25 protein-coding genes are annotated in these 22620 nt (G+C 65.1%); 13 read left to right on the top strand and 12 right to left on the bottom strand.

Features of this window, described 5'->3' with window-relative positions:
- Nucleotides 1-118: 118 nt before the first annotated feature.
- On the bottom strand, nucleotides 119-691 hold the full coding sequence (locus A5785_RS20840; protein ID WP_231894132.1) for a hypothetical protein: 573 nt from the start codon (nucleotides 689-691) through the stop codon (nucleotides 119-121).
- Between the two features lie 73 nt (nucleotides 692-764).
- On the opposite strand from A5785_RS20840, the gene A5785_RS20845 reads away from it, so the two are divergent.
- From A5785_RS20845 to egtD, 3 genes are all read left to right on the top strand, one after another.
- Nucleotides 765-1295: a DUF5709 domain-containing protein gene (locus A5785_RS20845; RefSeq protein WP_005206712.1), complete on the top strand. Its 531-nt coding sequence runs from the start codon at nucleotides 765-767 to the stop codon at nucleotides 1293-1295.
- A 178-nt stretch (nucleotides 1296-1473) separates the two neighbouring features.
- Nucleotides 1474-2799, top strand: coding sequence for an ergothioneine biosynthesis protein EgtB (egtB, locus tag A5785_RS20850; protein WP_064869045.1), 1326 nt, complete (start codon nucleotides 1474-1476; stop codon nucleotides 2797-2799).
- A complete protein-coding gene (gene egtD / locus A5785_RS20855; RefSeq protein ID WP_064869049.1) occupies nucleotides 2796-3755 on the top strand; it encodes an L-histidine N(alpha)-methyltransferase in 960 nt (319 codons plus the stop codon). The genes egtB and egtD overlap by 4 nt, the downstream gene beginning before the upstream one ends.
- A gap of 153 nt (nucleotides 3756-3908) precedes the next feature.
- On the opposite strand, the gene A5785_RS20860 is transcribed toward egtD, so the two are convergent.
- A complete protein-coding gene (locus A5785_RS20860) occupies nucleotides 3909-4946 on the bottom strand; it encodes an LLM class flavin-dependent oxidoreductase (protein WP_156525549.1) in 1038 nt (345 codons plus the stop codon).
- Between the two features lie 157 nt (nucleotides 4947-5103).
- Between A5785_RS20860 and A5785_RS20865 the strand changes: the two genes are divergently transcribed.
- Complete coding sequence (locus tag A5785_RS20865) at nucleotides 5104-5490, top strand: SHOCT domain-containing protein (protein WP_064869055.1); 387 nt, start codon at nucleotides 5104-5106, stop codon at nucleotides 5488-5490.
- An 87-nt stretch (nucleotides 5491-5577) separates the two neighbouring features.
- Here the strand turns inward: A5785_RS20865 and A5785_RS20870 are convergent, their stop codons facing one another.
- From A5785_RS20870 to thiC, 3 genes are all read right to left on the bottom strand, one after another.
- The gene (locus A5785_RS20870) at nucleotides 5578-6384 is read right to left on the bottom strand and encodes an HAD-IIA family hydrolase (RefSeq protein WP_197494480.1); all 807 of its coding nucleotides are present in this window, start codon (nucleotides 6382-6384) and stop codon (nucleotides 5578-5580) included.
- Nucleotides 6385-6471: 87 nt separating this feature from the next.
- Complete coding sequence (gene thiD, locus A5785_RS20875; RefSeq protein WP_064869058.1) at nucleotides 6472-7335, bottom strand: bifunctional hydroxymethylpyrimidine kinase/phosphomethylpyrimidine kinase; 864 nt, start codon at nucleotides 7333-7335, stop codon at nucleotides 6472-6474.
- Nucleotides 7332-9047 (bottom strand): phosphomethylpyrimidine synthase ThiC, encoded by a 1716-nt coding sequence (gene thiC / locus A5785_RS20880; protein WP_082937890.1) that lies wholly within the window; start codon nucleotides 9045-9047, stop codon nucleotides 7332-7334. The genes thiD and thiC overlap by 4 nt, the downstream gene beginning before the upstream one ends.
- A 249-nt stretch (nucleotides 9048-9296) precedes the next feature.
- Between thiC and A5785_RS20885 the strand changes: the two genes are divergently transcribed.
- From A5785_RS20885 to A5785_RS20900, 4 genes are all read left to right on the top strand, one after another.
- Nucleotides 9297-10259 carry a daunorubicin/doxorubicin resistance ABC transporter ATP-binding protein DrrA gene (locus tag A5785_RS20885; RefSeq protein ID WP_064869195.1) on the top strand — a complete coding sequence of 321 codons (963 nt, stop codon included), beginning with the start codon at nucleotides 9297-9299 and terminating at the stop codon, nucleotides 10257-10259.
- The gene (locus A5785_RS20890) at nucleotides 10256-11065 is read left to right on the top strand and encodes an ABC transporter permease (protein WP_064869060.1); all 810 of its coding nucleotides are present in this window, start codon (nucleotides 10256-10258) and stop codon (nucleotides 11063-11065) included. Before A5785_RS20885 ends, A5785_RS20890 begins: the two co-directional genes overlap by 4 nt.
- The gene (locus A5785_RS20895; protein ID WP_064869062.1) at nucleotides 11062-11913 is read left to right on the top strand and encodes an ABC transporter permease; all 852 of its coding nucleotides are present in this window, start codon (nucleotides 11062-11064) and stop codon (nucleotides 11911-11913) included. Before A5785_RS20890 ends, A5785_RS20895 begins: the two co-directional genes overlap by 4 nt.
- Before the next feature lie 223 nt (nucleotides 11914-12136).
- Nucleotides 12137-12484 carry a GNAT family N-acetyltransferase gene (locus A5785_RS20900; protein WP_049697561.1) on the top strand — a complete coding sequence of 116 codons (348 nt, stop codon included), beginning with the start codon at nucleotides 12137-12139 and terminating at the stop codon, nucleotides 12482-12484.
- 103 nt (nucleotides 12485-12587) lie between these two features.
- On the opposite strand, the gene A5785_RS20905 is transcribed toward A5785_RS20900, so the two are convergent.
- From A5785_RS20905 to A5785_RS20925, 5 genes are all read right to left on the bottom strand, one after another.
- Nucleotides 12588-12890: a GlsB/YeaQ/YmgE family stress response membrane protein gene (locus A5785_RS20905; RefSeq protein WP_049697562.1), complete on the bottom strand. Its 303-nt coding sequence runs from the start codon at nucleotides 12888-12890 to the stop codon at nucleotides 12588-12590.
- 130 nt (nucleotides 12891-13020) lie between these two features.
- Nucleotides 13021-13566 (bottom strand): barstar family protein, encoded by a 546-nt coding sequence (locus A5785_RS20910; protein WP_082937885.1) that lies wholly within the window; start codon nucleotides 13564-13566, stop codon nucleotides 13021-13023.
- A 24-nt stretch (nucleotides 13567-13590) separates the two neighbouring features.
- Nucleotides 13591-14130, bottom strand: coding sequence for a ribonuclease domain-containing protein (locus A5785_RS20915; protein WP_064869064.1), 540 nt, complete (start codon nucleotides 14128-14130; stop codon nucleotides 13591-13593).
- Complete coding sequence (locus A5785_RS20920) at nucleotides 14130-15194, bottom strand: N-acetylglutamate synthase, CG3035 family (RefSeq protein ID WP_064869066.1); 1065 nt, start codon at nucleotides 15192-15194, stop codon at nucleotides 14130-14132. The genes A5785_RS20915 and A5785_RS20920 overlap by 1 nt, the downstream gene beginning before the upstream one ends.
- Before the next feature lie 19 nt (nucleotides 15195-15213).
- Nucleotides 15214-15831 (bottom strand): peptide deformylase, encoded by a 618-nt coding sequence (locus tag A5785_RS20925; protein ID WP_064869068.1) that lies wholly within the window; start codon nucleotides 15829-15831, stop codon nucleotides 15214-15216.
- A 256-nt stretch (nucleotides 15832-16087) separates the two neighbouring features.
- Between A5785_RS20925 and A5785_RS20930 the strand changes: the two genes are divergently transcribed.
- The 5 genes from A5785_RS20930 (at nucleotide 16088) to A5785_RS20950 (ending at nucleotide 19817) form a co-directional block, all read left to right on the top strand.
- On the top strand, nucleotides 16088-16456 hold the full coding sequence (locus tag A5785_RS20930) for a DUF3263 domain-containing protein (protein WP_049697566.1): 369 nt from the start codon (nucleotides 16088-16090) through the stop codon (nucleotides 16454-16456).
- Nucleotides 16457-16501: 45 nt separating this feature from the next.
- Entirely contained in the window at nucleotides 16502-16981 is a 480-nt protein-coding gene (locus A5785_RS20935; RefSeq protein WP_064869070.1) for a LytR C-terminal domain-containing protein, read from the top strand.
- Between the two features lie 70 nt (nucleotides 16982-17051).
- Entirely contained in the window at nucleotides 17052-17723 is a 672-nt protein-coding gene (gene sodC, locus A5785_RS20940; RefSeq protein WP_064869072.1) for a superoxide dismutase[Cu-Zn], read from the top strand.
- 53 nt (nucleotides 17724-17776) lie between these two features.
- Complete coding sequence (locus A5785_RS20945; RefSeq protein WP_049697569.1) at nucleotides 17777-18907, top strand: glutamate--cysteine ligase; 1131 nt, start codon at nucleotides 17777-17779, stop codon at nucleotides 18905-18907.
- Between the two features lie 172 nt (nucleotides 18908-19079).
- Entirely contained in the window at nucleotides 19080-19817 is a 738-nt protein-coding gene (locus tag A5785_RS20950; RefSeq protein WP_064869075.1) for a hypothetical protein, read from the top strand.
- Between the two features lie 15 nt (nucleotides 19818-19832).
- Here the strand turns inward: A5785_RS20950 and A5785_RS20955 are convergent, their stop codons facing one another.
- Both A5785_RS20955 and mnhG read right to left on the bottom strand, forming a co-directional pair.
- Nucleotides 19833-22151 carry a diguanylate cyclase gene (locus tag A5785_RS20955; RefSeq protein WP_231894131.1) on the bottom strand — a complete coding sequence of 773 codons (2319 nt, stop codon included), beginning with the start codon at nucleotides 22149-22151 and terminating at the stop codon, nucleotides 19833-19835.
- Between the two features lie 125 nt (nucleotides 22152-22276).
- Complete coding sequence (gene mnhG, locus A5785_RS20960) at nucleotides 22277-22609, bottom strand: monovalent cation/H(+) antiporter subunit G (protein ID WP_064869081.1); 333 nt, start codon at nucleotides 22607-22609, stop codon at nucleotides 22277-22279.
- Between the last annotated feature and the right edge of the window lie 11 nt (nucleotides 22610-22620).

Raw genomic sequence — 22620 nt, forward strand, 5'->3', positions numbered from 1 at the left:
TGTGTACGTACCGGTCGGGCGACGCGCGACGTCGCCCGGGGTTGGTGATCGCGCCAGGTGGAGCAGGCCGTGTTTCTCGCGCTCAGGGCTGCGGGCTACGTCGCATAGCGCGAAATTCTCAGTGGAGAAGGCCGTCGATGGTGACCCGTTCGGGAAGCTGCGCGACATCTGCGGGCGGCGTCGTCGAGATGAACTCTGCAAGCGCTGAGCCCAACGCTCCCGCGTGATGGATCGGTACGCCGTCGAGTCGGTCGTCGGCGAGCAGCGTCGTCGGGTCGGTGTCGTGGCGGTGAACGGCTGCGGCGCCGAGTAATCTGCGCGCCTGCGCCGGGTCGGTGTCCCAGAGGGCGTCGGCGGTCAGCACGTAGAGGCGCAGCGCGCGTGCGTAGTCGGACAGGTGAATCAGTGCCCAGGCCCAGTGCTTGGCGACGTCGACGGTGTCGGCCTCGCCGCGGCCGTGGGTGTGCACGTACTTGCCGTAGAGCTCGTGGCAGAGCGGGTTGGAATCGGCCCACAGTTCGAGTGCCGACATGCAGCGCACGCAGTCGTGGACGTTGGCGAGGTACGACACCGAATAGGGGCCTTCGCGTCGTGAGCGCATCTCGCGCAGCACCGAGAACTCGGCGAGGGCGTGGTCGTACTCGCCGGCGGCGTAGAGCGACTCGGCATCTTGTTGCATTTCTGCCAACATCTCCATAGTTTCCCTGATCGCGAGTCCTCGCGTGCCGTCTTCTGCGATTCGCTCCTGGGCCTATCGTGGAGGTGTGAGCGACGAAAACGAATCCATCATCGAAGGTGACAGCGAGTACGCACTCGACCCCGACGATCAGTTGCAGCCTCAGGACTCACTCGACGACCGCGGCGTCGACGACGTCCTCGACGAGGGGTACTCGCCGCCCGACTACGAGCCCAAGGCCGCGATGCGCGGGCTCACCGCATCCGAGATGCGCGAGGGTGAGTCGCTCGACGAGAAACTCTCTGAGGAAGAGCCCGACCCGTGGCAGAAGGACGATCCGATCGACGAGATCGAGCGCGACGAGCACCCCGATTGGCAAGCGCACGAGAGCGATTCGAGTCCTGAGTTCGTCGAGGACGACCAGGTGGGCGATCGACGCGCAGGCCGACTCCTCGCACCCGATCAGGGTGGCGTCGTCGACAACGAAGCCGAGGCCGTGGCGACTGACTGCGGAATCGACGGTGCGGGCGCGAGCGCCGAGGAAGCCGCCGTGCACGTCGTCGACGAGGGCGAAGACGCCGCCGACGCCGAGTGGGAGGACGAGGCCGAGGGCCGCTGAGCGCTTCGGTGAGGGGTTGATGTCAGACCCCTGTGCTGGACTGGATGCAGGAGTACGCGAACCACCTGGTCGACGCCCACCGCGTTGACAGGGTGCGCGGCCCTGGCAACGATGGTGTTGTCGGCGAGTGATCGTTTGATCGCTTGTCCCGCGACGAACAGCCACCGGAGGTATTCCAGTGAGCATCACCAATCGCATATCCGCTGAGCAGATTTCGACATCTGCCACCGACGAAGCGTCGAGAACACGGCGATTCCTCGATATCCGCGCACTGACAGATCAGTTGTGCTCGACGCTGTCGGCCGAAGACCAGACACCACAATCGATGACCGCGGCCAGTCCCGCCAAGTGGCATCGCGCGCACGTGACCTGGTTCTTCGAAGAGTTCATCCTGCGCAACGATCCGTCGTACGTGGTGTACGACGAGACCTTCCGCTATCTGTTCAACAGCTACTACGAGACCGTCGGCGAGCGACATCCGCGACCCGACCGCGGGCTGGTCACCCGCCCCGGCATCACCGACATCACGCGGTATCGCGAATACGTCGACGCCGCGATGACCGAACTTCTTCAGCGCGGCGACCACGACGAGTCGACGCTGGGGCTGCTCGAGCTGGGCTGTAACCATGAGCAGCAGCATCAGGAGCTGATCCTGATGGACCTCAAGCATCTGTTCTCCACGCACCACTTCGACCCGGTCTACGTCGACCGCCCCGCCGACGAGCAGGGCGAGCCCGACGCGTTGACATGGCGTGAGGTCGCAGGCGGCGTCGTCGAGGTCGGTACACCGTTCGCCGGGTCGGGCACCACGCCCGAGACTTTCGCGTACGACAACGAGGGTCCGCGGCATCGCGTGTTCCTGGAAGACTTCGAGATCGCCGAGCGCGCTGTCACCAATGCCGACTGGCTCGACTTCATCGCCGACGACGGCTACCGACGACACGAACTGTGGCTGTCGAATGGGTGGGCACATATCAACGAAACCGGCTGGCGCGCACCGGGTTACTGGTCGTTCGACGACGGCGAGTGGACGACGTTCACGCTGTCGGGGCGTCGACCTGTCGTGTGGGACGAGCCTGTCGTGCACGTGTCGTTCTATGAGGCGGATGCCTTTGCGCGGTGGGCGGGGGCGCGGCTGCCAACCGAGTTCGAGTGGGAGTACGCGGCAACGGGCGCGCCCAGCGTTCCAGGCGGCCCGAACCCGGCAGGCGTCGGCGGCGCGCGTGGGGAACTGCTCGATCCGGCACGATGTCATCCCGGACGCGCAGGGTCGGCGATGATCGGCGATGTGTGGGAGTGGACGTCGAGTGCATACCTGCCCTATCCCGGTTTCGCGCCCGCGAACGGGGCCGTCGGCGAGTACAACGGCAAGTTCATGTGCGACCAACACGTGCTGCGTGGCGCGAGCGCGATCACGCCTCGCGGCCACGAGCGGGTCAGCTATCGCAACTTTTTCCCGGCCGATTCGCGCTGGGTGTTCTCCGGGTTGCGCCTGGCCCGATGACCTCAACCACAGCCAATCCGGCCCTGGCCGCAGATGCCGCCGAGGGACTCTGGCAAACCCCGCCTGTCCTGCCGACCAAATGGCTCTACGACGAACGCGGCAGCAAACTCTTCGACGAAATCACCTTCCTGCCCGAGTACTACCCGACGCGCAGGGAGACAGCGATCCTCGCCGCGAACGCCGCCGACATCGCGTCGACGACGGACGCGACGATGATGGTCGAGTTGGGTTCGGGAACGTCGACCAAGACGCGACTGCTACTCGACGCCTTTGCCGCGCACGCCGCCGAACGCGGACGTGAGTTCACCTACGTACCGGTCGATGTGAGTGCCGAAATGCTCGCCGGCACAGCCGAGATCCTCGCCGCCGACTACCCGTCGCTGACGATCGAGCCCGTGCTCGCCGACTTCACCGCACCGGGGCTCCAGCTGCCGCGGTCCGACGGACCCAGGTTGGCGGCGTTCCTGGGTGGCACCATCGGAAACTTCGACGACCCCGCGCGCGACGACTTCTTCACTGCACTGTCGGAGGCGTTGAGTCCGGGCGACTACTTTCTGCTCGGTGCCGACCGCATCAAGGACACCGGCCGACTGGTTGCCGCCTATGACGACAAAGCCGGTGTCACAGCGGATTTCAACAGGAACATGATCGAGGTGCTGCGTCGCGGACTTGATGCGTCGGGGTTGTTCGTCGACGACTTCGACCACATCGCCCGGTGGAACCCCAAGCTGCACCGGATCGAGATGTGGTTGCGGGCGCGGCGTCCGGTCAACGCGCACCTCGGTGCACTCGATCGCGAGTGGCAGCTACCCGAAGGTGCCGAGATCCTCACCGAGATCAGCACCAAGTTCGCGCCGGAGCAACTCGCCGCCGAGTTGTCCGACGCCGGGCTGCCGGTCGTGGAGACCTGGTCTGATCCTGCCGGCGACTTCCAGGTCACGCTGAGCCGGCGCTGACGCGTTGGGGCGCACCGCGACTGGGCGCGCACAGTCGACGGTATGCGGCGCACAGTCGGCGGTATGCGACGCCCAGTCGACGGGATAGAGCGCCCAGTCGGCTGTCTCGAGCGCACAGTCGGCGGTGTCGAGCGCACGGTCGGCAGTGGGCGGTCAGGAGTCGGCGAGCAGCTCGCGGACGCGCGGGATCACCTGTGTGCCATAGAGTTCGACGCTGCGCATGAGGGCGGGGTGGGGGAGTGTGCCGTGTGAGTACTTGAGGTCGAACCGGCTCAGGCTCAGCGCCTTCGCGGTGCGTGCGATTTTCTGCGCGACGGTTTCCGGTGATCCGACGTAGAGCGAACCGGCGGGTCCGGTCGACTGGTCGAACTCGATGCGCGTCGGTGGTGGCCAGCCGCGTTCGGCGCCGATGCGCCCGACGGTGACCCGGTAGTGCGGCCAGAGTTCGTCGCGCGCCTGCTCGTCGGTCTCGGCGATGTGCCCGGGGGAGTGGACGCCGACGGGAAGGTCGGTCGGCTTCTCGAGCTGTTCGAGAGCGCGACGGTAGAGGTCGACGTACGGCGCGAAGCGCAGCGGGTCGCCACCGATGATCGCGAGCATCAGCGGCAGCCCGTAACTGGCTGCGCGGACCACGGACTCGGGGCTGCCACCCACGGCAATCCACGTCGGGAGCGGCGGGTTCTCCAGCTTGGGATACACCGTCTGGTCGCGCAGCGGTGGTCGCAGCGCACCTTCCCAGGTCACCGGCTCACCCGTGCGCAAGTCGGCGAACAGTGACAGCTTCTCGGTGAACAACTCCTCATACTGATCGAGTTCGAACCCGAACAGCGGGAAGGATTCGGTGAAGGAGCCGCGGCCGAGGATGACCTCCGCGCGCCCGGACGAGATCGCGTCGACCGTCGAGAAGCGTTCGAACACCCGGATCGGGTCGTCGGAGCTGAGGACGGTGACCGCGGAGCCGAGTCGTATCCGCTCGGTGCGCGCGGCGATCGCGCCGAGGACGACGTCGGGCGCCGAGATCGCGTAGTCGTCGCGATGGTGTTCGCCGACCCCCAAGAAGTCGACACCGACCGAATCGGCGAGGACGGCTTGGTCGAGTACGTTGCGGATCGTCTGCGCATACGAGATGGTGTCGCCGGAGTCGTCGACAGTGACGTCGCCGAACGTGTCGAGGCCGAGTTCGATGGTCATATGTCTCATCATGCCGGACCTGCCAAATGGCCCGGGTGAGTGAAAGACATTTTGTGGAATTGGTGAATCCGCAGCTCGCGCTTACAGCGCTCGGGATTGCATGTACCGTCATCCACGGCCAATAAGGCCGATTCCCGCCAAGCTAGGAGAAACCGAAATGTGGGAAGGCTTCTGGAACTTCCTGTGGACGATGGTCGTGATCTTTGCGTTCGTCGCCTACCTGATCGTGTTGTGGTACATCATCGCCGACCTCTTCCGTGACCATAAGTCTTCGGGGTGGGCGAAGGCGATCTGGGTCATCTGCCTGATCATTTTCCCGTACATCACGGCGATCGTGTATCTGCTCGCCAAGGGCAAGGGTATGCAGGAGCGTGCGCAGGCAGCCGCCGCCGAGTACAAGAAGGCATCCGACACCTATATCCGTGACGTCGCAGGCACCTCGCCCGCACAACAGATCGCGGATGCAAAGTCGCTGCTCGACTCGGGAGCCATCACACCCGAGGAGTTCGAGCACCTCAAGTCCAAGGCCCTCGCCTCGAGCTGAGCTTCGACGACATGCAGAAGTGCCCGCCCCGAACTCGAGGCGGGCACTTTCGCGTGCACCACGGTGCTGTTCGAGAAGGCCGGCAGGCTACGTCGATGACTCCGGCGTGACGGCGTCGCCGAAGGGATCGTTGGTGTGGCCGACGAGGTCGTTGACCGAGTCCAGGATCAGTGTGGGGCGGTAGGGATACTTCTCGACGGACTTGCGGGTGGAGATTCCGGTGAGCACCAGGATCGTCCGCATTCCCGATTCGAGGCCCGCGATGATGTCGGTGTCCATGCGGTCGCCGATCATCAGGGTGTTCTCCGAATGCGAGCCGAGGCGTCGTAGCGCCGACCGCATCATGATCGGATTGGGCTTGCCGACGTAGTAGGGCTCGCGGCCGGTCGCCTTGGAGATCATGGCGGCCACCGCGCCGGTCGCCGGGATCGAGCCGTCGTGCGAGGGGCCGGTCACGTCGGGGTTGGTGGCGATGAACTTCGAACCGCGCTCGATCATCCGAATTGCGCTCGTGATCGCCTCGAACGAGTACATGCGCGTCTCGCCGAGCACCACGTAGTCGGGGTTGGTCTCCGTCGTCACGAACCCCTTCTCGTACAGCGGCGTGGTCAGCCCCGATTCGCCGATGACGAAGGCGGTGTCGCCTTGGTCCTGTGACGCGAGGAAGTCGGCCGTCGCCATTCCCGACGTCCAGATCGATTCCTCGGGAATGTCGAGGCCGATCTGCAGCAATCTGGCGTGTTGGTCACGTGCCGTGCGGATCGAGTTGTTGGTGAGAACGGAAAAGGGAATGTCGTTGTTGCGCAATTCCGCGATGAATTCGTCTGCGCCGGGTACGAGGTGTTCCTCGTTCGTCAGCACGCCGTCCATGTCCATGAGAAACGTCCAGCCCATGACTCTCACCCTACGGCGAGCTTCGTGATGTTTATCGCGAGATGTGGCCGACTGTTATTGGTCCGCTACCTCTCAGACGATTCCCGTTCACGCATGTCGGACGTCGTTGCCGACGCGCCACAACGGGTTGACGGGGCCGTGCCCGGCTCCCAGCGGATAGGCCGAACGCAGGCCGCGGGTAACCCACTGCTTTGCGAAATCGATGGCGTCCGGCACGGCATATCCATGCGCGAGAGCGCACGCGATGGCCGCTGCGAGTGTGTCGCCCGCGCCGTGATCGTGCGGGGTGTCGACGCGAGCTGTCGCGAACTCGAGAAAGTCGGTGCCGTCGTACAGCAGGTCGGGACTGAGCGCACTGGAGCGCAGGTGGCCACCTTTGACCAGTGCCCACTGCGGACCCAAACCGTGCAATTCGACGGCGGCCTTGCGCTGCGACGCCGCGTCGACGACCTCGATGCCCGTCAGCAGTCGCACTTCGTCGAGATTCGGTGTGACGACCGTGGCAAGAGGAAATAGTCTGCGCCGCAACACATCCAATGCTTCATCGGCGAGTAACTGATCGCCATGCATCGACGCGCAGACCGGGTCGACGACGAGCGGTGTGTCGCCACCGCGCCCGATGCCGAGTTCCACGCAGGTATCGACGATGGCGTCGATGATCGGTCCCGACGCCAGCATGCCGGTCTTGACGGCACTCGTCCCGATGTCGGTCACGACACTGCGGATCTGCGCCGCGACCGTCTCCGGATCGATCTCTTGAAAGCCGCTGACGCCCACCGAATTCTGGACCGTCACCGCGGTGACCGCGACGAGTCCGTGTAGTCCGAGCAACGCGAAAGTCCGCATATCTGCTTGGATTCCGGCGCCGCCACCGGAGTCCGAACCCGCGATGGTCATCACCCGGACGGGCGTGGCTCCCGGTTCGGTGGTGGGCAACAGTGGTGTCGTCATGATCTGCTTGCGGCTCCCGATGTCGCATCGATCGGCAGGTAGACGCGGTTGCCCGCGTCGGCGAACTCGGCGGACTTCGCTGCCATCTCCTGCTCGATTCGTCGGTCGATGTCTTCTGCCGTCACCAGATTGTGTTCCTCCGCGTAGGCCCGCACGTCGGCGGAGATGCGCATCGAGCAGAACTTGGGGCCGCACATCGAGCAGAAGTGAGCCGTCTTCGCGGGTTCCGCGGGGAGGGTTTCGTCGTGGTACTCGCGTGCCGTGTCGGGGTCGAGTGCGAGGTTGAACTGGTCTGTCCAGCGAAACTCGAAGCGCGCCTTGCTCAAAGCGTCGTCGCGTTCCTGAGCTCGCGGGTGGGCTTTGGCGAGATCGGCTGAGTGGGCCGCGATCTTGTACGTGATCACACCGACTTTCACGTCGTCGCGATCGGGTAGCCCAAGGTGCTCCTTTGGTGTGACATAGCAGAGCATCGCCGTCCCGGCTTGCGCGATCATCGCTGCGCCGATCGCGGAGGTGATGTGGTCGTATGCGGGCGCGATATCGGTGGCGAGCGGGCCGAGGGTGTAGAACGGCGCCTCCTCGCACAACTCCTCTTCGAGGCGCACGTTTTCGACGATCTTGTGCATCGGGATATGACCCGGACCCTCGATCATCACCTGCACGCCATGGGATTTCGCGATGCGGGTCAACTCGCCGAGGGTGCGCAGTTCGGCGAACTGTGCCTCGTCGTTGGCGTCGGCAATCGAGCCCGGACGCAGTCCGTCGCCGAGTGAGAAGGTGATGTCGTAGCGCGCGAAGATCTCGCACAGCTCGTCGAAATGCGTGTACAGGAACGACTCTTCGTGGTGGGCGAGGCACCACGCGGCCATGATCGACCCACCGCGCGAGACGATTCCGGTCACCCGGCGAGCCGTCAGCGGTACGTAGCGCAACAGCACGCCCGCGTGCACCGTCATGTAGTCGACACCCTGCTCGGCCTGCTCGATCACGGTGTCGCGGTAGATCTCCCACGTCAGCTTGGTGGGATCGCCCTTGACCTTCTCCAGTGCCTGGTAGATCGGCACAGTCCCGACCGGGACGGGGGAATTGCGCATGATCCACTCGCGGGTGAGGTGGATGTCGTCGCCGGTGGACAGATCCATGATCGTGTCGGCGCCCCAACGCGTCGCCCAGACCATCTTCTCTACCTCTTCCGCGATGGAGCTGGTCACCGCCGAATTGCCGATATTCGCATTGATTTTCACCGCGAACGCCTTGCCGATGATCATCGGCTCGGACTCGGGATGACGGTGGTTGGCGGGGATCACCGCGCGTCCGGCAGCGACCTCGCTGCGCACGAGTTCGACGTCGACGTTCTCGCGTGCGGCGATGAAGCGCATCTCGTCGGTGACGAGTCCTGCTCGTGCCCAGGCGAGTTGGGTCGACGCTCCGTCGACGGGGTCGGGACGGTGCCACTCGTCGCGGGTGCGGGCGAGGCCTGCCTCGACGTCGATCACGGCGGTGGAGTCGGTGTAGGGGCCCGACGTGTCGTAGACATCGAGGTGCTCGCCGTTGGTGAGGTTGATGCGTCGCTGCGGAACCCGTAACCCGTCGACGTCGGCGTAATGCTTGGTGCTGCCCTCGATCGGACCGGTTGTCAGGATGTCGGAGTCGACCTTGTACGCGGAATTCTTGTACGCGGAATTGCTGCCGCCGGATACACGTGTGCCCATGAGATTCTCCCTACGCCGGCATTACCCGGACAGGTTCATGCGGTCAGCGGCCGCCTGCCGCCATCTCAGCCCCCGGTTACGTGAGAGCCCCCGCGTTGATTCGGTTGTGTGCAGTTCACTCTACTGGCTTGCTGCTGTTGCGTCACGAAACCGGGGGGTAGCCCAACGCGAGTTCCTAACTTAGGATTGCCTTACCAAACGGACAGGGTGCTGTTCGAGCTCGCGACGATCCGGAAGGGTGCAACAGCGATGACGTTGGTGGAGATCGTAGGTCTGCAGAAGGATTACGGGGAGGTGCACGCGCTTCGCGGAATCGACGTCGAGATCGCCGAGGGAGAGGTCCTCGGCCTGTTGGGTCCCAACGGCAGCGGCAAGACGACGACCGTCTCGATCCTCGCGACGCTGCAGCGTCCGACCGCCGGGCGCGCACTCATCGCCGGACACGACGTCGTCGACGACGCGGCGCGGGTGCGCGAATTGATCTCTCTCACAGGGCAATACGCATCGCTGGACAACACCCTGTCCGCACGAGAGAACCTCGTCATGTTCGGCAGGCTCACCGGCCTGTCGTCGGCCGAGGCGAAGGGCTCCGTGGCACACGTGGCGGAGGCGTTCGGACTGAGCGAGTTCGTCGATCGTCGAGTGTCGGCGTTGTCGGGTGGCCAGCGCCGCCGGGTCGACATCGCGTGCGCACTCGTCACGCGACCACGGGTGCTGTTCCTCGACGAACCGACAACCGGGCTCGACCCGCGTAGCCGTGCCGCGGTGTGGGAAACGATTGCGGCGCTACGAACCGAGGGCATCACCGTGCTGCTCACGACGCAGTACCTCGAAGAGGCCGATCGTCTCGCCGACAACATCGTCATGCTCGATCACGGCTCAGTGGTCGCTCGCGGAACCCCCGAGCAGCTCAAACATCAAGCGGGATCGGCGATCTGCGAGATCACGCTGCTCGACGCAGCCGATGTGACACGGGTACGGACCGCGCTGGCCGGCCACGAATTCCTCGACGCCGCGACGTCGGCGCAGTCGCGTCCGGTCCTCGTCGTCGAGGCGCCGGGAGAACTCGACACTGTCGTCGCCGTCGCGTCGACGCTTCGCGCCGAAGGTGTGGGCGTCTTCGACATCGCGCTTCGCCGGCCGTCGCTCGACGAGGTGTTCCTGCAGTTGACCGACGAGAATCGCGCTGCCAGTGAGGAAGTCGTGCCATGACGATCTCCGCGGAGCGAACGGCGGTGCGTCGGGAAGCGGCGCCACGCACGTCGGTCGGCTGGTCGACGGCATACGCTGTGCTGACCAGGAGGAGTCTCGACTCGTCGATCCGCACCGGGTTGCTCTTCTTCGCGATCGGCTCGCCTATCGTGTTCTTCACCTGCTTCTACGTGCCGCTGCACTCTCGCTTTGAACGCAGCGGCGTCGACTACGCGCAATACGTTGCGCCGCTGGTCATTCTGCAGGCTGCCATGTTTGTCGCCATCATTTCGTGTGAGATCGCGGGCGACGAGGCGACCGGCGGTATGCGGGAGCGGCTGAGTTCGCTGCCCATCTCTCGCCTGACGCCAGGGGCTGCGCGCATGACGAATGCTGTTGTGCGGATGTGTGTCTCGGCTGTATCGGTGTCGCTGTACGCGTGCGTGTTCGGCTTCAGGCTGCGCGGAAGCATCGTCGAATCGATCGGGTTCTTCGCGCTCGCAATCGTTTTCGCGCTCGCACTGAGCATGATGGCCGATGCTCTGGGTAGCGCCGCCACACACGCCGAGAGCGTTGGGCAGATGCTGATGATTCCGCAGCTGTTGCTCGTGATGTGTTCGACGGGCTTGGTGCCTGCCAATGCTTTTCCCGGGTGGATCGAGCCTGTCGTCCGCAATCAGCCCGTGTCGGTGTTCGCCGAGGCAATGCGCGCGCTCTCGACCGGTGCCGACGTCCAGACCGGGCCAGTCGTCGGGTGGAGCGTCGGGCTGTTGGCCGTCGGAGCGCTGTGCTCGGCGCTGGCCGCACGAAAGGAGGAGCAGCGATGAGCGTCGACATCTCGCCGCGCGGTGCAGAAGGGCGCGGCGCGGCCGGAGCAGTGGAACGCAGAGCAGTGGATCGCAGACCAGTGGGGTGGGGTGTCGGGGCGCGGGTGCTCGCGTCGACGCTGCTGCGGACGTGGTCGCGCGACCCCGGGGTGCTCATTCAGGCAGTCGTCTTTCCCGCCTTCCTTCTCGCGATGTTCCAGCTCGTGCTCGGCCGGATCACCACCGCCATCGGTGCCGGTCAGAGCATCTACGGCTACGCCGGGCTCGTCGCGTTGGTCGGCGCGATGTTCGGCACGCTGATGACGGGCATCTACCTCGTGTCCGAGCGTGAATCCGGGGTTCTCGGGAGGCTGTGGACGCTGCCGATTCCGCGGTCGAGTTTCCTGGCCGGCCGTGTGCTCGCAGAGATGGCCCGCACGTTGCTGGGCACGGTCGTGTTGTTCGCGGTCGCGGCGCTCATGGGATTTCGGTTCACCCAGGGCTGGCTCGCCGGGATAGGCGCGGTGCTGGTGCCGGTGGTCTTCGGCATCGGATTCGTCTTCGTGGTCATCCCGATCGCGACCGTCGCGCAGAAGTCCGTCGTCGACCATCTCGGGGTCCTGTTCTTGCTGATGCTGTTCTTCAACACGGGGTTCGCGCCGATTTCCGAGTACCCGGGATGGCTGCAGCCCGTCGTGCGGTATCAGCCGATGAGCCCGGCGATCGACACCATGACCGGGTTGACCGAGGGCGGCCCGATTCTGGTTCCGTTCTGCCTCACCCTCGGATGGGCGGCGGCATTTGCGGTGGTCTTCGGCGCGCTCTCGATGCGTGGTTATCGGCGGGCCGTCGAACGTGGTGCCTCGTAGCGAGCCGTCGACTTCCTGTCACAGCCGGGTGAACCGCAGACGAACGTTTGCCGTGGATCTGTCTCGATACCGGCGATCTCGACTCAAAGTCCTTGAACCTACGCTCCCGCAGGTTACGATGTGACTGCGATCACACACCGTCGTGCCCGGAGGGGAACCGGACGCAGCAATCAGTGAGCTGTGTAGACGCTGCGAACGAGCCTGAAGAGGGGATGGACGAGCCATGCATCGGAAGAATCATCAACGGCCGACTCAGTCGGCGCGGTCGATCCTGCAGCAGATAGCGCAGGTCGTGCACAACCCGACGCGTGACAGATTCGAGCTGTGGGTTGCCGGTGACCTGGTGGGTGTTCTCGGATACTCGAGCGAGACGGTCGACGGCGAGACAACACTGACCGTTCTCCACACGGTGCTCTACGACGAGTACACCGGTCACGGCCTCGGTACCGGACTCACGCGCAGCGTGATCACCTACGCCAGAAGCCAGGGCGCCCGGCTACGCCCGGTGTGCACCTTCACCAAGCACTATCTCGACGGCCATCCGGGGGTTGTTCCGCTCGCTCCTGCCTGAGAGCTGCTCCTGCCTGAGAGCCGCTCCCGCCTGAGAGCCGATCCCGAGTGTGGAGCCGGGCCTGCCCCCGCAGACCCGGCCCGATGAACTCAGCGCCCAGACGTCAGCGCCTGCTCTGAACCACGCCAACGATCCACAGCAGGATCACCGCGCCGAGAACTGCGGTGAAGAGTGTGAACCACCAGCCGCCGGACGCGGTGTCGACGAAGAAGCTCAGCAGGAAGCCGCCGATCAGTGCGCCGATGATGCCGATGACGATGTTCATCAAGATGCCGGAGCCGCCGCCCTTGACGATCTTTCCGGCGATCCATCCGGCAATGGCGCCGATGATGATGTAGCCGATCCAGCCGACGCTTGTCGTCGTCGTCGATCGTGCGAGTACCTCGGTTGCAGCGAGAATTGTCATGACCGACTCCCTATTTAGTGGTTCCCCGTCTGTCTGCAGGGGTGCTGTCAACGTAACCCGTTGTGGCGCGGTGCAACAAGCGTTCCGTCACATGCGTGGCAGTGGGTCGTTTGCCTCAGAGTAGTGGCCGTCACCGACGGAGAAAATGGTCGTCACCGACGGTAACGACGGTGACGCCAGCCCGACGCCATCCGGTGATCACATCGCGTCGTCGGCTTGCCGACGTTTCGAGAAGCGTGGCAAAGGTGCTGCGCGGCACGGCAACGTCGCGATAGTGGTCGCGGAACCGTAGCTGCGACGTCGCGAACCAGCCGAATGCCTCACGGTCGGCGGTGAGCAGGCGGTCGGCGTCGACGATGTCGGTGAGGTAACCCGCGGGCTTGGAGGTGTGGTTGTCGGAGTCGTCGAGTTCGCGCATGCACTCGTCGAAGGCGTCGGCGTTGTGGCCGAAGTAGTCCGGAAAATCCCATGCGCGCGCATAGGTTTCGTAGAGGCCGCGCAGCGTGGTCATCGTTCTGCCGGTCACTTCACGGAACTCGTACGACGACGGCGCGCTCGGTGGTCGGCTACCAACCCAGAGTCCGACGGCGGGTCCTTGTCGGGCTGCGTCGTCGAGGAAACGCGCTAGGGGAATTCCGGTGTCGGAGATGTTGTCGCCTCCCGTGCTGGGTGTCATGGTTTGCGGCTCACAGGTTGGCGGTCATCGGTCGGGGCCTCGGATCTGGACGAAGGTGTTGTAGTGGTCGGCGGTGTACCACGCGGAACCGTCGCTGCCCGTCACGATACGTTCCGCGTCGCGGCTCCTCCCCGCTTCGCGGCGGTTGACGTCCCACTCGGTGTAGGTGATCCGCTTACCCGACGACGTCTTCTTCGGCAGCCGGCCCTCGAAGTTCCCGAAGTTGGTCCCGCCCTTGGTCCCCGACGCGTCGTCAGGCGGCCACTTACCGGCGTCGATGAGCGACAGCGTCTTGGTCACCTGCGCCGGAACCGATGCCGCCGCGGTCGGTGCCACCGTGGTCCGAGAAGCGGTGCCGCCCTGAGAAGCTGTGCCCGACTGCTTCTTCGACGACGGCTTCGCCGTGGACGATGTCGACGAGGCCGAATGGGTGGCGCAGCTCGAGTCGTCGGATCGGTTGATCAGCCACGTCGCCACGACGACGAGTCCGATGACCACCAGAGCGACGGCCGACACCACCGCTTGTCGACGGCGCTGCGCGACCGTCGGTTTGCGTGCCGACATCAGGTCACCGACTCGTAGTGCGAGGTGTGGTGCAAGGCGAATCCCCTTCTGCGGTACCAGCGTCCGGCAACAGCGTTGTCTGCTTCGACTTGCACGTACGCCGACTGCGCACCGTGTGTCACGCCCCACGCCATCAGTCGGGCGAGCACGGCGTCGGCGATATGGCGCCGACGGTGTGCCGGGTCGGTCCACAGCGCGGTGACTCCGAGCCACGCGACGCCGGACGGCGACGAGGTGACGGCCGCTCGCCCGGTTGCGATCAGCGAACCGCTCTCGTCGACGACCGTCGCGAACGTCACCGTGCCCTGCGCCGAACCGGCAACCGCGGCAACGAGATCTGTGTCGGTGCCGGGTCGGTACGACTGTGACCAACGCGCGCTCGGCGTCGGAGCGAGTTCGACGTCGATTTCTGTCGAGGTTGCCGGGAAATCACTTGCGCTACTGGCGGAGTCGTCGAGGTCGCGGGTCAGGATGTGCACGGTTGGGCTGGCGGGTTCGCCGCCGACCGTACGTGCTGCGATCAATCGCTCGGGAAGCGCGAGCAGGACGGGTAGTCCACGTTCGGCATACCAGGATCCGATGGCGTGCAAGGTCGGCGCATCCGCGTGTGCCGAACGGTCCAGTGGCACAGCGGAATTCGCGCGGCGGGAGAATCCGCCACCCGCACGCACCAGCCAGCCGCCGACCCACGTCGACTCGACGCCCGGCCACGCGAGCGCCGCGGCATGCTCGAGGTCGCGGATTGCGCTGTTGCGCACAGGCTTTGCCGACAAGAGGCGGATCGACACAACCGACTCGAGGGGGATGGACTCGACCTTTCCGTCGCGCTCGATCAGCAGCGTCGAGTCGAAACTCCCGGTATCGGCGCGTTCCAGGAGAAAACCCGTGACATCGGACATCGTGGGCGCCGCCGCGGGAGCCGGGTTCGGTGAGTGCCGCCAGTCGGCGGGCGCGGCGTCGCCGACTAGATACCGCACGACGACGCGGTCGCCGGGGTAGGCGTCGGCGGGCAGACGTGCAGGGGGCAGACGTGCCGGATCGGGACTCGAGGGTCGCTCGCTCATCGCGTGTCCCGTCGGTGGGTCAGTCGTCGTCGTCGTCGTCGTGGCCGAACGGGTCGGCCTGCTCGCCGGGAATCCAGGTCAGCCCTGGGATGCCCCACTTGTGCTTCTTGATCGCCTTCTTGGCCGCGCGGGCGTTGCGGCCGATCAGGACGTCGACGTAGAGGAAGCCGTCGAGGTGTCCGGTCTCGTGCTGCAGCATGCGGGCGAAGAATCCGTTGCCCTCGATGACCACCTCGTCGCCGTTGCGGTCGACGCCGGTGACCCGCGCCCATTCGGCGCGGCCGGTGGGGAACTGCTCGCCGGGCACCGACAGGCAGCCCTCTTCGTCGTCGTCGGGGTCGGGCATGGTTTCCGGGATCTCCGACGTCTCGAGGACGGGATTGATCACCTCTCCCCGTCGCCGCGCCGAGGCGCGACCCGCGTCGCCGTCGGGACAGTCGTAGACGAACATCCGTTTGCCGACGCCCACCTGGTTGGCGGCGAGACCGACGCCGTGCGCGGCGTCCATGGTCTCGTACATGTCGTCGAGGAGGGTGACGATCTCGTCGGACGGACGACCGGCGTCGTCGAGTTCGACCAACTCGGTCTGCTGGTGCAGGACCGGCTCGCCAACGATGCAGATCGGAAGCACAGACATGAGTGAAAAGCCTACTGCGCGCGGATGACGTCGACTGCCCTGGGCCTTGCGTGATCGGCTCGGTAAGAGCGACCCGACCGGGCGAGTCACACACGGTTGACGGCTTGCGGGCGTGGTTAGATGGTCACGAACCACATCGGTGTCATTCGACGGTCAGCGCACTCGTAGCCCGAGTTCTGTCACCGGGGTGGTACGCCGATTGACCCGGTCGAGGAGCCGACGCGGGTAGGGCCGGAGGCGAGCGTGAGGGAGCAAGATGGACGGCGCAGCAGCGCGTAGTCGCAAGCACGGTGATCAACCCGAGAACGCACCCCAACCGACAACGCAGAGTGCGGCCGGACAATCCGTCGATCCTCACGAGGTGGGTCCGGATGGTCTGTCGCGACGCGAGCACGACATCCTGGCGTTCGAGCGGCAGTGGTGGAAGTACGCGGGGGCCAAGGAAGAAGCGATCAAAGAGCTGTTCGGATTGTCGGCGACGCGTTACTACCAGGTGTTGAACGCACTCGTCGATCGCCCGGAGGCGCTGGCTGCCGACCCGATGCTGGTGAAGCGTCTGCGGAGGCTGCGGGCATCGCGTCAGAAGGCCCGTGCGGCGCGGCGGCTCGGCTTCGACATCACCTAACGCTGAGCGCGGTTGCCCGCCGCGTGTGCGTTAAGGTCATCGGTGATGAATGCTGATCGCGAGCCCAATCGCCTTCCCTTGCGGGCGGGGGCCATGTTGCTCCTCGCGGTGGCTGTCGTGTTCGTCGGACTCGGCTGGCACTCCGCGGCGACCTCTGGACAAAGTCCGGACGAAGACCTGCGCGAGGCCCAGGCGAGCGTCGCCACCACGACGACCCCCGCGTCGTCGTCCGCCGCGAATGCCTCGACGAGCGAGCGTCTCTGCGTGATCAACGCGGGTTCGATCGCTGGTCTCGCGTCGGAGGTCACCGACGATCTGAAGGCCAAGGGTTTCAACACGGCCAGCCCGGCGAACTACGACGGCGGCAGCTTCACCGAGAACACCATCCTCTACCGCGACTCGTCGCAGAAGGCGGACGCGGAGAAGGTGGCGACCGCGCTGGGTTCAAACCCCAGCGTCGAGCAGCGCCCGTCGTCGTTCACGATGTGCCGGGACGGTCTCGCGGTGGTGGTGGTCACCCGATGAGTTCTGACGCGGCAAGACTTTTCATCCGACTTTGTTCACCCGACGGCCCAACGGATCTCTAGGAGCTTTCATGACCGGCAGTTCGACACTCGGCTCGAAGACCCTGCGCAGCGTGCTCGCGCTGGGTGCTGCGGGCGCCATCGCCGCGGCGCTTGCCGGCTGTACTCCCGACGAACCGCGGTCGGACACTCCCGGCACCACCCCGTCGGTCGTGACGGGTAATCAGGCTCCCCCCGGATCCGTCGACGACGCCGACGGCATCCCGAACTCGTCCAAGGAGTCGGCGACCGCCGAGCTCAAGGACACCAAGGGCGCGACCGTCGGCACCGCGACGTTCACACCGAGCGGGTCGTCGCTTCGCGTCGACGTCAATGTCACCAACGGCATCGCGGCGGGCTTCCACGGCATGCACATCCACGAGAACGGCGTGTGCCAGGCGAGCGGCTCGACTCCGTTCTCGTCGGCGGGCGGTCATCTGCAGGTCGACGGCCGTACCACTCATCCGTCGAGCGGCGACCTCGTGTCGATCAACGTGCTCGCCGACGGCACCGGCGAGACCGTGACCACGACGGACTCGGTGAACCTCAATCAGGTCGCTGGTAAGTCGATCATCATCCACGAGAAGCCCGACAACTTCGCGAACATCCCGACTCGCTACGCACCGGCGCCCGACGCCGACACGATGAAGACCGGCGACGCGGGCTCACGCTTGGCATGCGGCGTCATCACCGTCGAGGGCTGACGCGACACCGGTACCGGTCTGACCGGCACCGGTCTGAGCGGAAGGCCTGATCGATGCCGAAGATCATCCCGATCGAGTTCTCCGGTTCGCCGACGCCGACGCTGGGCGTCGAGTGGGAGTTCGCACTCACCGACAAGGTGTCCGGCGATCTGTCGAACTCGGCGGCGGAGCTGTTCACCGAGGTCGGTCGTCGTGCCCCCGACCGTGCGGGCAAGGTTCACAAGGAGTTGCTGCGCAACACCGTCGAGTTGGTGACCGGTGTGAGTACGACGACGCGTGAGGCGATCGACGACCTCTCGGCGACGCTCGACGTCGTGCGGTCGATCACCGACGGGCTCGGTGTCGACCTGTATGGCGCAGGCACGCATCCGTTCGCGGAGTGGTCGACGCAGTTGCTCACCGAGGGACACCGGTACGCGGAGTTGATCAATCGCACCCAGTGGTGGGGCAGGCAGATGCTGATCTGGGGTGTCCACGTGCACGTCGGCATCGACCGACGCGACAAGGTCCTACCGATCCTGACGTCGCTGCTCAACTACTACCCGCACCTCCTCGCGCTCTCGTCGTCGTCTCCGATGTGGTCGGGTCAGGACACCGGCTACGCGAGCAACCGCGCCATGATGTTCCAGCAGTTGCCCACCGCGGGGCTACCGTTCCAATTCCAGACGTGGCACGAGTTCGAGGCGTTCGTCGCCGACCAGAAGACGACGGGAATCATCGACCATCTCAACGAGATTCGGTGGGACATCCGTCCCTCACCGCACCTGGGCACCATCGAGGTGCGGGTGTGCGACGGGATGACGAACCTGGTGGAGCTGTCCGGGATCGTCGCGCTCATCCACTGCCTCGTCGTCGATCTCGATCGTCGGCTGTCGGCGGGTGAGGAACTGCCGCACATGGCGCCGTGGTTGGTGCAGGAGAACAAGTGGCGAGCCGCGCGTTACGGCCTCGAGGCCATCGTCATCCTCGACTCCGATTGCGATGAACGACTCGTGACCGACGACCTCACCGTGCTGCTCAAACGACTCGAGCCCATCGCCGAGGAACTCGGGTGCATCGATGAACTGGCGCGCGTGGTCGACATCGTCGATCACGGAGCCAGCTATCAGCGGCAGCGCAGCGTCCACGAGCGCACCGGTGACATGCGCGCCGTGGTCGCGTCAGTGGTCTCAGAACTGGATTGAAAACCCGCGGGTGACGCTGCCCGTGGCATTCTCGGTTGTCGCGAAATCACGTTTTGCGTACATAGCGTGCGTGGTCGATTTTGGCGTTGTCATCGGTTTCACTTCTCGCTTTGCGGTCGGCAACCGGCACAATCAAGGGGTCGACCTTAAAACCCTCTGAAGGAAATCAGCCATGCATGCTGTTGTGCCCTTGTCGAGTCCTGCCCCGAACATCGCCGGCCCGCTCGATCCGATCGTCGTCCCGGACGCGACGAGCGATGCGACGATGGTCGTCGCATCGCCGACAATCGTCCCCGACCTCTGGCGCCAGTACCTCGACGGCGCTCACGCCGCGTACTCCGCTCGTGGCGTCGACGATGCGCTCGACTACGACGCCATCAGCGACGGCTCGAGTACCACGCTGTTCTGCGCGGTGCTCGATACCGCCGGGGACATCGTCGGTGGCCTGCGTGTTCAGGGACCGTACACGCTGCCGCATCAGTCGCATGCCGTCACCGAATGGGATGGCCAACCGGGGCAGTCGGAGCTGATCAGAGCGATCGGTGCGCGTCTGGCGGGAGGCCTGATCGAGGTGAAGTCGGCGTTCGTCGATCCGACGTCGAGCGACGCGGCGGCAGCCGCGGGCTTTCTTGCCCGCACACCGTTGATCGTGATGGCGGCCACCGGCACGCGACACATGCTCGCCACCGCGGCCGACTATGTGCTCGCCAGGTGGGAATCGGGTGGCGGTCGGGTTGATACCGACATTCCATACACGCCGTATCCCGACGAAAGGTATCGGACGCAGGCAATGTTCTGGGACCGCGACCTACTCGCACGTCATGCGAAACCGTCGGTGTGGCGAACAATGTGTACCGAATTCAGGCAAATTTCCCACACATTCGACGCTGGATCCGTCGACGTCGCGTGAAACACATCACCGACGCTATTCGGAAGTGAGCGGCCCGCTGGTCTTCGGTCGTTCACTCGTGCTCTCGCTGAAGACCTCGGCGAACACGTCGGGGGTCAGTTCGTTCCACTGCAATTCGTGGTACTCGCGTTGCGCCAGAATCATGCGCTCGATGTCGAGGACGTAGCGTCCGGACATCACCGGACGACCGCACACGATGTTGCGCGCGGCCGCGGCCGCGATACCACCCGACATTGCCGCGGTGGAGCCCAACTGCGGCCAGGAGGCGAGACTTCGACCGACCTGACTGGCGGAGAACGCCATACGCGACGTCAGATTGTCGCCGACGATGGCCATGGCCATGTCGAGGCGCTGCACCGGGTCCGCAGCGTCGGCGGCGCTGAAGTTCTCGCCGCGTCCGTGGAAGATCGGGTACTCGGGATCGAGATCGTATCGTTCGATGTCGAGCATCACGTTCTCGCCGATGTCGGTGACGCTGACCACCGGAATGCGCGCCGCGCGTGCCCGACGACGCATGTCGATCTTCATCGCGATGTCGTCGATCTCCTCGATGATCACCGAGACCGGCTTGCCCGTCGCCACGCCGAGGAAGGCGTCGGCGACGTCGGTCGAATAGCCGTGCACGAACTGTGTCACCGACGAGTACGGATCGCCCTCGAGGATGCGTCGTTCTGCGATGTCGACCTTGGCGAGCCCGACGTCGCAGATCGAGGTCGTCATGCGGTTGAGGTTGGTCGGTGAGAGTCGATCGGAGTCGGCGATGTGGAAACTGCGGGCACCGGTCAGCGCGCACGACGCCAACGCCGACGACCCGACCGAAAGGCCTGCGACGGCGACGGTCGCGTCGCGCCACGCCTCCTGCTCGGAAGTGGTCAGCAGGAATCGGTTGCGCGCGGTCTTGAGCCGATAGAACAGCTCGGCGTCGGGCATCCGGACGACCGTGTTGCGCCAGTCGATCACGACGTACCGTGTTCGGTCGTCGATGACGGCGGGATCGCCGAAGTCGACGAGGGCGTCCGGCGCGGGCCCCGGCTCGACATGCTCGAGCGCATCGAGCGCGCGAAGCTCTTCGAGCGCGGCGGGCCACATGTCGACCAGTTCGCGACGTGACGAGTCGGTGAGCTGCGCGATCCGCGCGGCGTCGTAGTAGGGGTGCAGGATCTCGATCATCGACTCTCTCCTGTTCCACTCGTTGCCGATGACCGTGGCAGTCACGGAGTCGGGCGGTGTGTCGGGTCCAGACCTCGCCGGAGCCGGGGTCGGTGCAGTACCGGCCTGCGCCGCCTTCATGTCGTCCGAGTGCCCATTGACCTCGGCGATCGAGGAGACGACCGACCGGTTTCTACCAAGGTGTTTTGCTGCGTAGAGGAGATGGTCGGCGGGAGCGATTAGCTGGTCGAGGCTCCGCGAGGTCAGCGTGGAGTCGCCGTCGTGGAGTTCGGCGGGGTCGGCGGTCACACCGCCGACGCTGATCGTGACTCCCGCGTGTACATGCACCGTCAGACACAGCCGCGCAGCGATGTCGCGCAGTTGTGCCTCGTCGTCGACGGCCATCAGGATGGTGAACTCCTCGCCGCCCGTTCTCGCGACCAGAGCGTCGTCGGGGACGTTGTTGCCCAGCATGGTCGTCACGTCGACGAGGATCGCGTCGCCCGCGGCGTGACCGTGGGCGTCGTTGATGCGTTTGAAGTGATCGATGTCGATGACGAGCATCGCGATACATCTGCCCGCGCGGTTCGCGGCGCGGAAGATCGGTGTGGCGCCGTCGAAGAGACCGCGTCTGTTGAGAGCGCCGGTGAGTGGGTCGGTGATGCTCAGCCGTGCCTGTTCATCGATCAACGACGACAGCGTGCGACGCAGCATCGTGACCATGATCGTCGGGACCGCGATTGCCATCAGCACCGCGCCACCACCGACCGCGAAAGCGGTCACCGACGTGGCGCGTACGGCCATTACCCCACATGCGAGAGCCATTGCCGCGACCACGAAACCGACAACGAGATGCTGTGGCGACGCCATGGCGGTGAGTGCGGGCACCGCAGCGATGAGCACGAGAACCGCGATTGCCGAGCCGTTGTCGGCGATTACCGCAGCAGAAGCCGCGATGCCCAACATTCCACCGAAACCGTCAAGCGTGAACTGCTGATCACTGAGCTTGCCGGCGCGAATAGTGAGCGCGACCGAGAACAGCGTGAAAACCCCGACGAGTGCCAATACCCAGTGCGTACCGGGCATGAGAAAAGAATCCGACGCGAGCCCGAATGCGATGAGCGGGACAGCGCCGACCTGGCTGCACAGCATAGCGAGCGAGCGCTGATCAAACCGCTGCGCCACCGACGACACTTCTCACCTCCGCGTGTGCTCTTCGTTCGCGCAGTCGGGCGCGAGGACGAATCCCCTACATGATTGTGACCGAACACTGTGTAGCGTGCGACGCTTCACAGGCGATTGTGACGAGATCAGTCGATATCGCCGCGGTCCAACCGTTCTTTGGCGATCAATCCGTCCTGGGCACGTTGTTCCTGATATACCAGTCGCCCGATTCTATGCGCGATGACCGGTGCAGTGATGATGGCGAAGAGGCCGGCGAGAATCAACATTCCGACGTCGACGTTGTCGCCGAGTTGGATGATCGCGCCGAGGAGGATTTGCAGCAGTCCGAAGGTCTGAGGTTTGGTCGCCGCGTGCATGCGGCTCAGGGTGTCGGGGAAACGGAACACGCCGAGCGCCGCGGTGAACGCCATCAACGCGCCGAGTATGAGGAAGACCGAGCTGATGATGTCGACGATCATGGTCGTTGCCC

The organism is Gordonia sp. 852002-50395_SCH5434458 (assembly GCF_001665905.1).
GTDB classification, from domain to species: Bacteria; Actinomycetota; Actinomycetes; order Mycobacteriales; family Mycobacteriaceae; genus Gordonia; species Gordonia jacobaea.

Coding starts and splice junctions, on each gene's coding strand:
- A5785_RS20935 (WP_064869070.1), top strand. CDS start 16,502: ATGAATGCTGATCGCGAGCCCAATCGCCTTCCCTTGCGGGCGGGGGCC.
- A5785_RS20950 (WP_064869075.1), top strand. CDS start 19,080: ATGCATGCTGTTGTGCCCTTGTCGAGTCCTGCCCCGAACATCGCCGGC.
- A5785_RS20895 (WP_064869062.1), top strand. CDS start 11,062: ATGAGCGTCGACATCTCGCCGCGCGGTGCAGAAGGGCGCGGCGCGGCC.
- A5785_RS20890 (WP_064869060.1), top strand. CDS start 10,256: ATGACGATCTCCGCGGAGCGAACGGCGGTGCGTCGGGAAGCGGCGCCA.
- A5785_RS20905 (WP_049697562.1), bottom strand. CDS start 12,890: ATGACAATTCTCGCTGCAACCGAGGTACTCGCACGATCGACGACGACG.
- A5785_RS20865 (WP_064869055.1), top strand. CDS start 5,104: ATGTGGGAAGGCTTCTGGAACTTCCTGTGGACGATGGTCGTGATCTTT.
- A5785_RS20925 (WP_064869068.1), bottom strand. CDS start 15,831: ATGTCTGTGCTTCCGATCTGCATCGTTGGCGAGCCGGTCCTGCACCAG.
- egtD (WP_064869049.1), top strand. CDS start 2,796: ATGACCTCAACCACAGCCAATCCGGCCCTGGCCGCAGATGCCGCCGAG.
- A5785_RS20860 (WP_156525549.1), bottom strand. CDS start 4,946: ATGACCATCGAACTCGGCCTCGACACGTTCGGCGACGTCACTGTCGAC.
- A5785_RS20945 (WP_049697569.1), top strand. CDS start 17,777: ATGCCGAAGATCATCCCGATCGAGTTCTCCGGTTCGCCGACGCCGACG.
- A5785_RS20870 (WP_197494480.1), bottom strand. CDS start 6,384: ATGGGCTGGACGTTTCTCATGGACATGGACGGCGTGCTGACGAACGAG.
- thiD (WP_064869058.1), bottom strand. CDS start 7,335: ATGACGACACCACTGTTGCCCACCACCGAACCGGGAGCCACGCCCGTC.
- thiC (WP_082937890.1), bottom strand. CDS start 9,047: ATGGGCACACGTGTATCCGGCGGCAGCAATTCCGCGTACAAGAATTCC.
- A5785_RS20915 (WP_064869064.1), bottom strand. CDS start 14,130: ATGTCGGCACGCAAACCGACGGTCGCGCAGCGCCGTCGACAAGCGGTG.
- A5785_RS20910 (WP_082937885.1), bottom strand. CDS start 13,566: ATGACACCCAGCACGGGAGGCGACAACATCTCCGACACCGGAATTCCC.
- mnhG (WP_064869081.1), bottom strand. CDS start 22,609: ATGATCGTCGACATCATCAGCTCGGTCTTCCTCATACTCGGCGCGTTG.
- A5785_RS20900 (WP_049697561.1), top strand. CDS start 12,137: ATGCATCGGAAGAATCATCAACGGCCGACTCAGTCGGCGCGGTCGATC.
- A5785_RS20885 (WP_064869195.1), top strand. CDS start 9,297: ATGACGTTGGTGGAGATCGTAGGTCTGCAGAAGGATTACGGGGAGGTG.
- A5785_RS20840 (WP_231894132.1), bottom strand. CDS start 691: ATGTTGGCAGAAATGCAACAAGATGCCGAGTCGCTCTACGCCGCCGGC.
- A5785_RS20920 (WP_064869066.1), bottom strand. CDS start 15,194: ATGAGCGAGCGACCCTCGAGTCCCGATCCGGCACGTCTGCCCCCTGCA.
- sodC (WP_064869072.1), top strand. CDS start 17,052: ATGACCGGCAGTTCGACACTCGGCTCGAAGACCCTGCGCAGCGTGCTC.
- A5785_RS20930 (WP_049697566.1), top strand. CDS start 16,088: ATGGACGGCGCAGCAGCGCGTAGTCGCAAGCACGGTGATCAACCCGAG.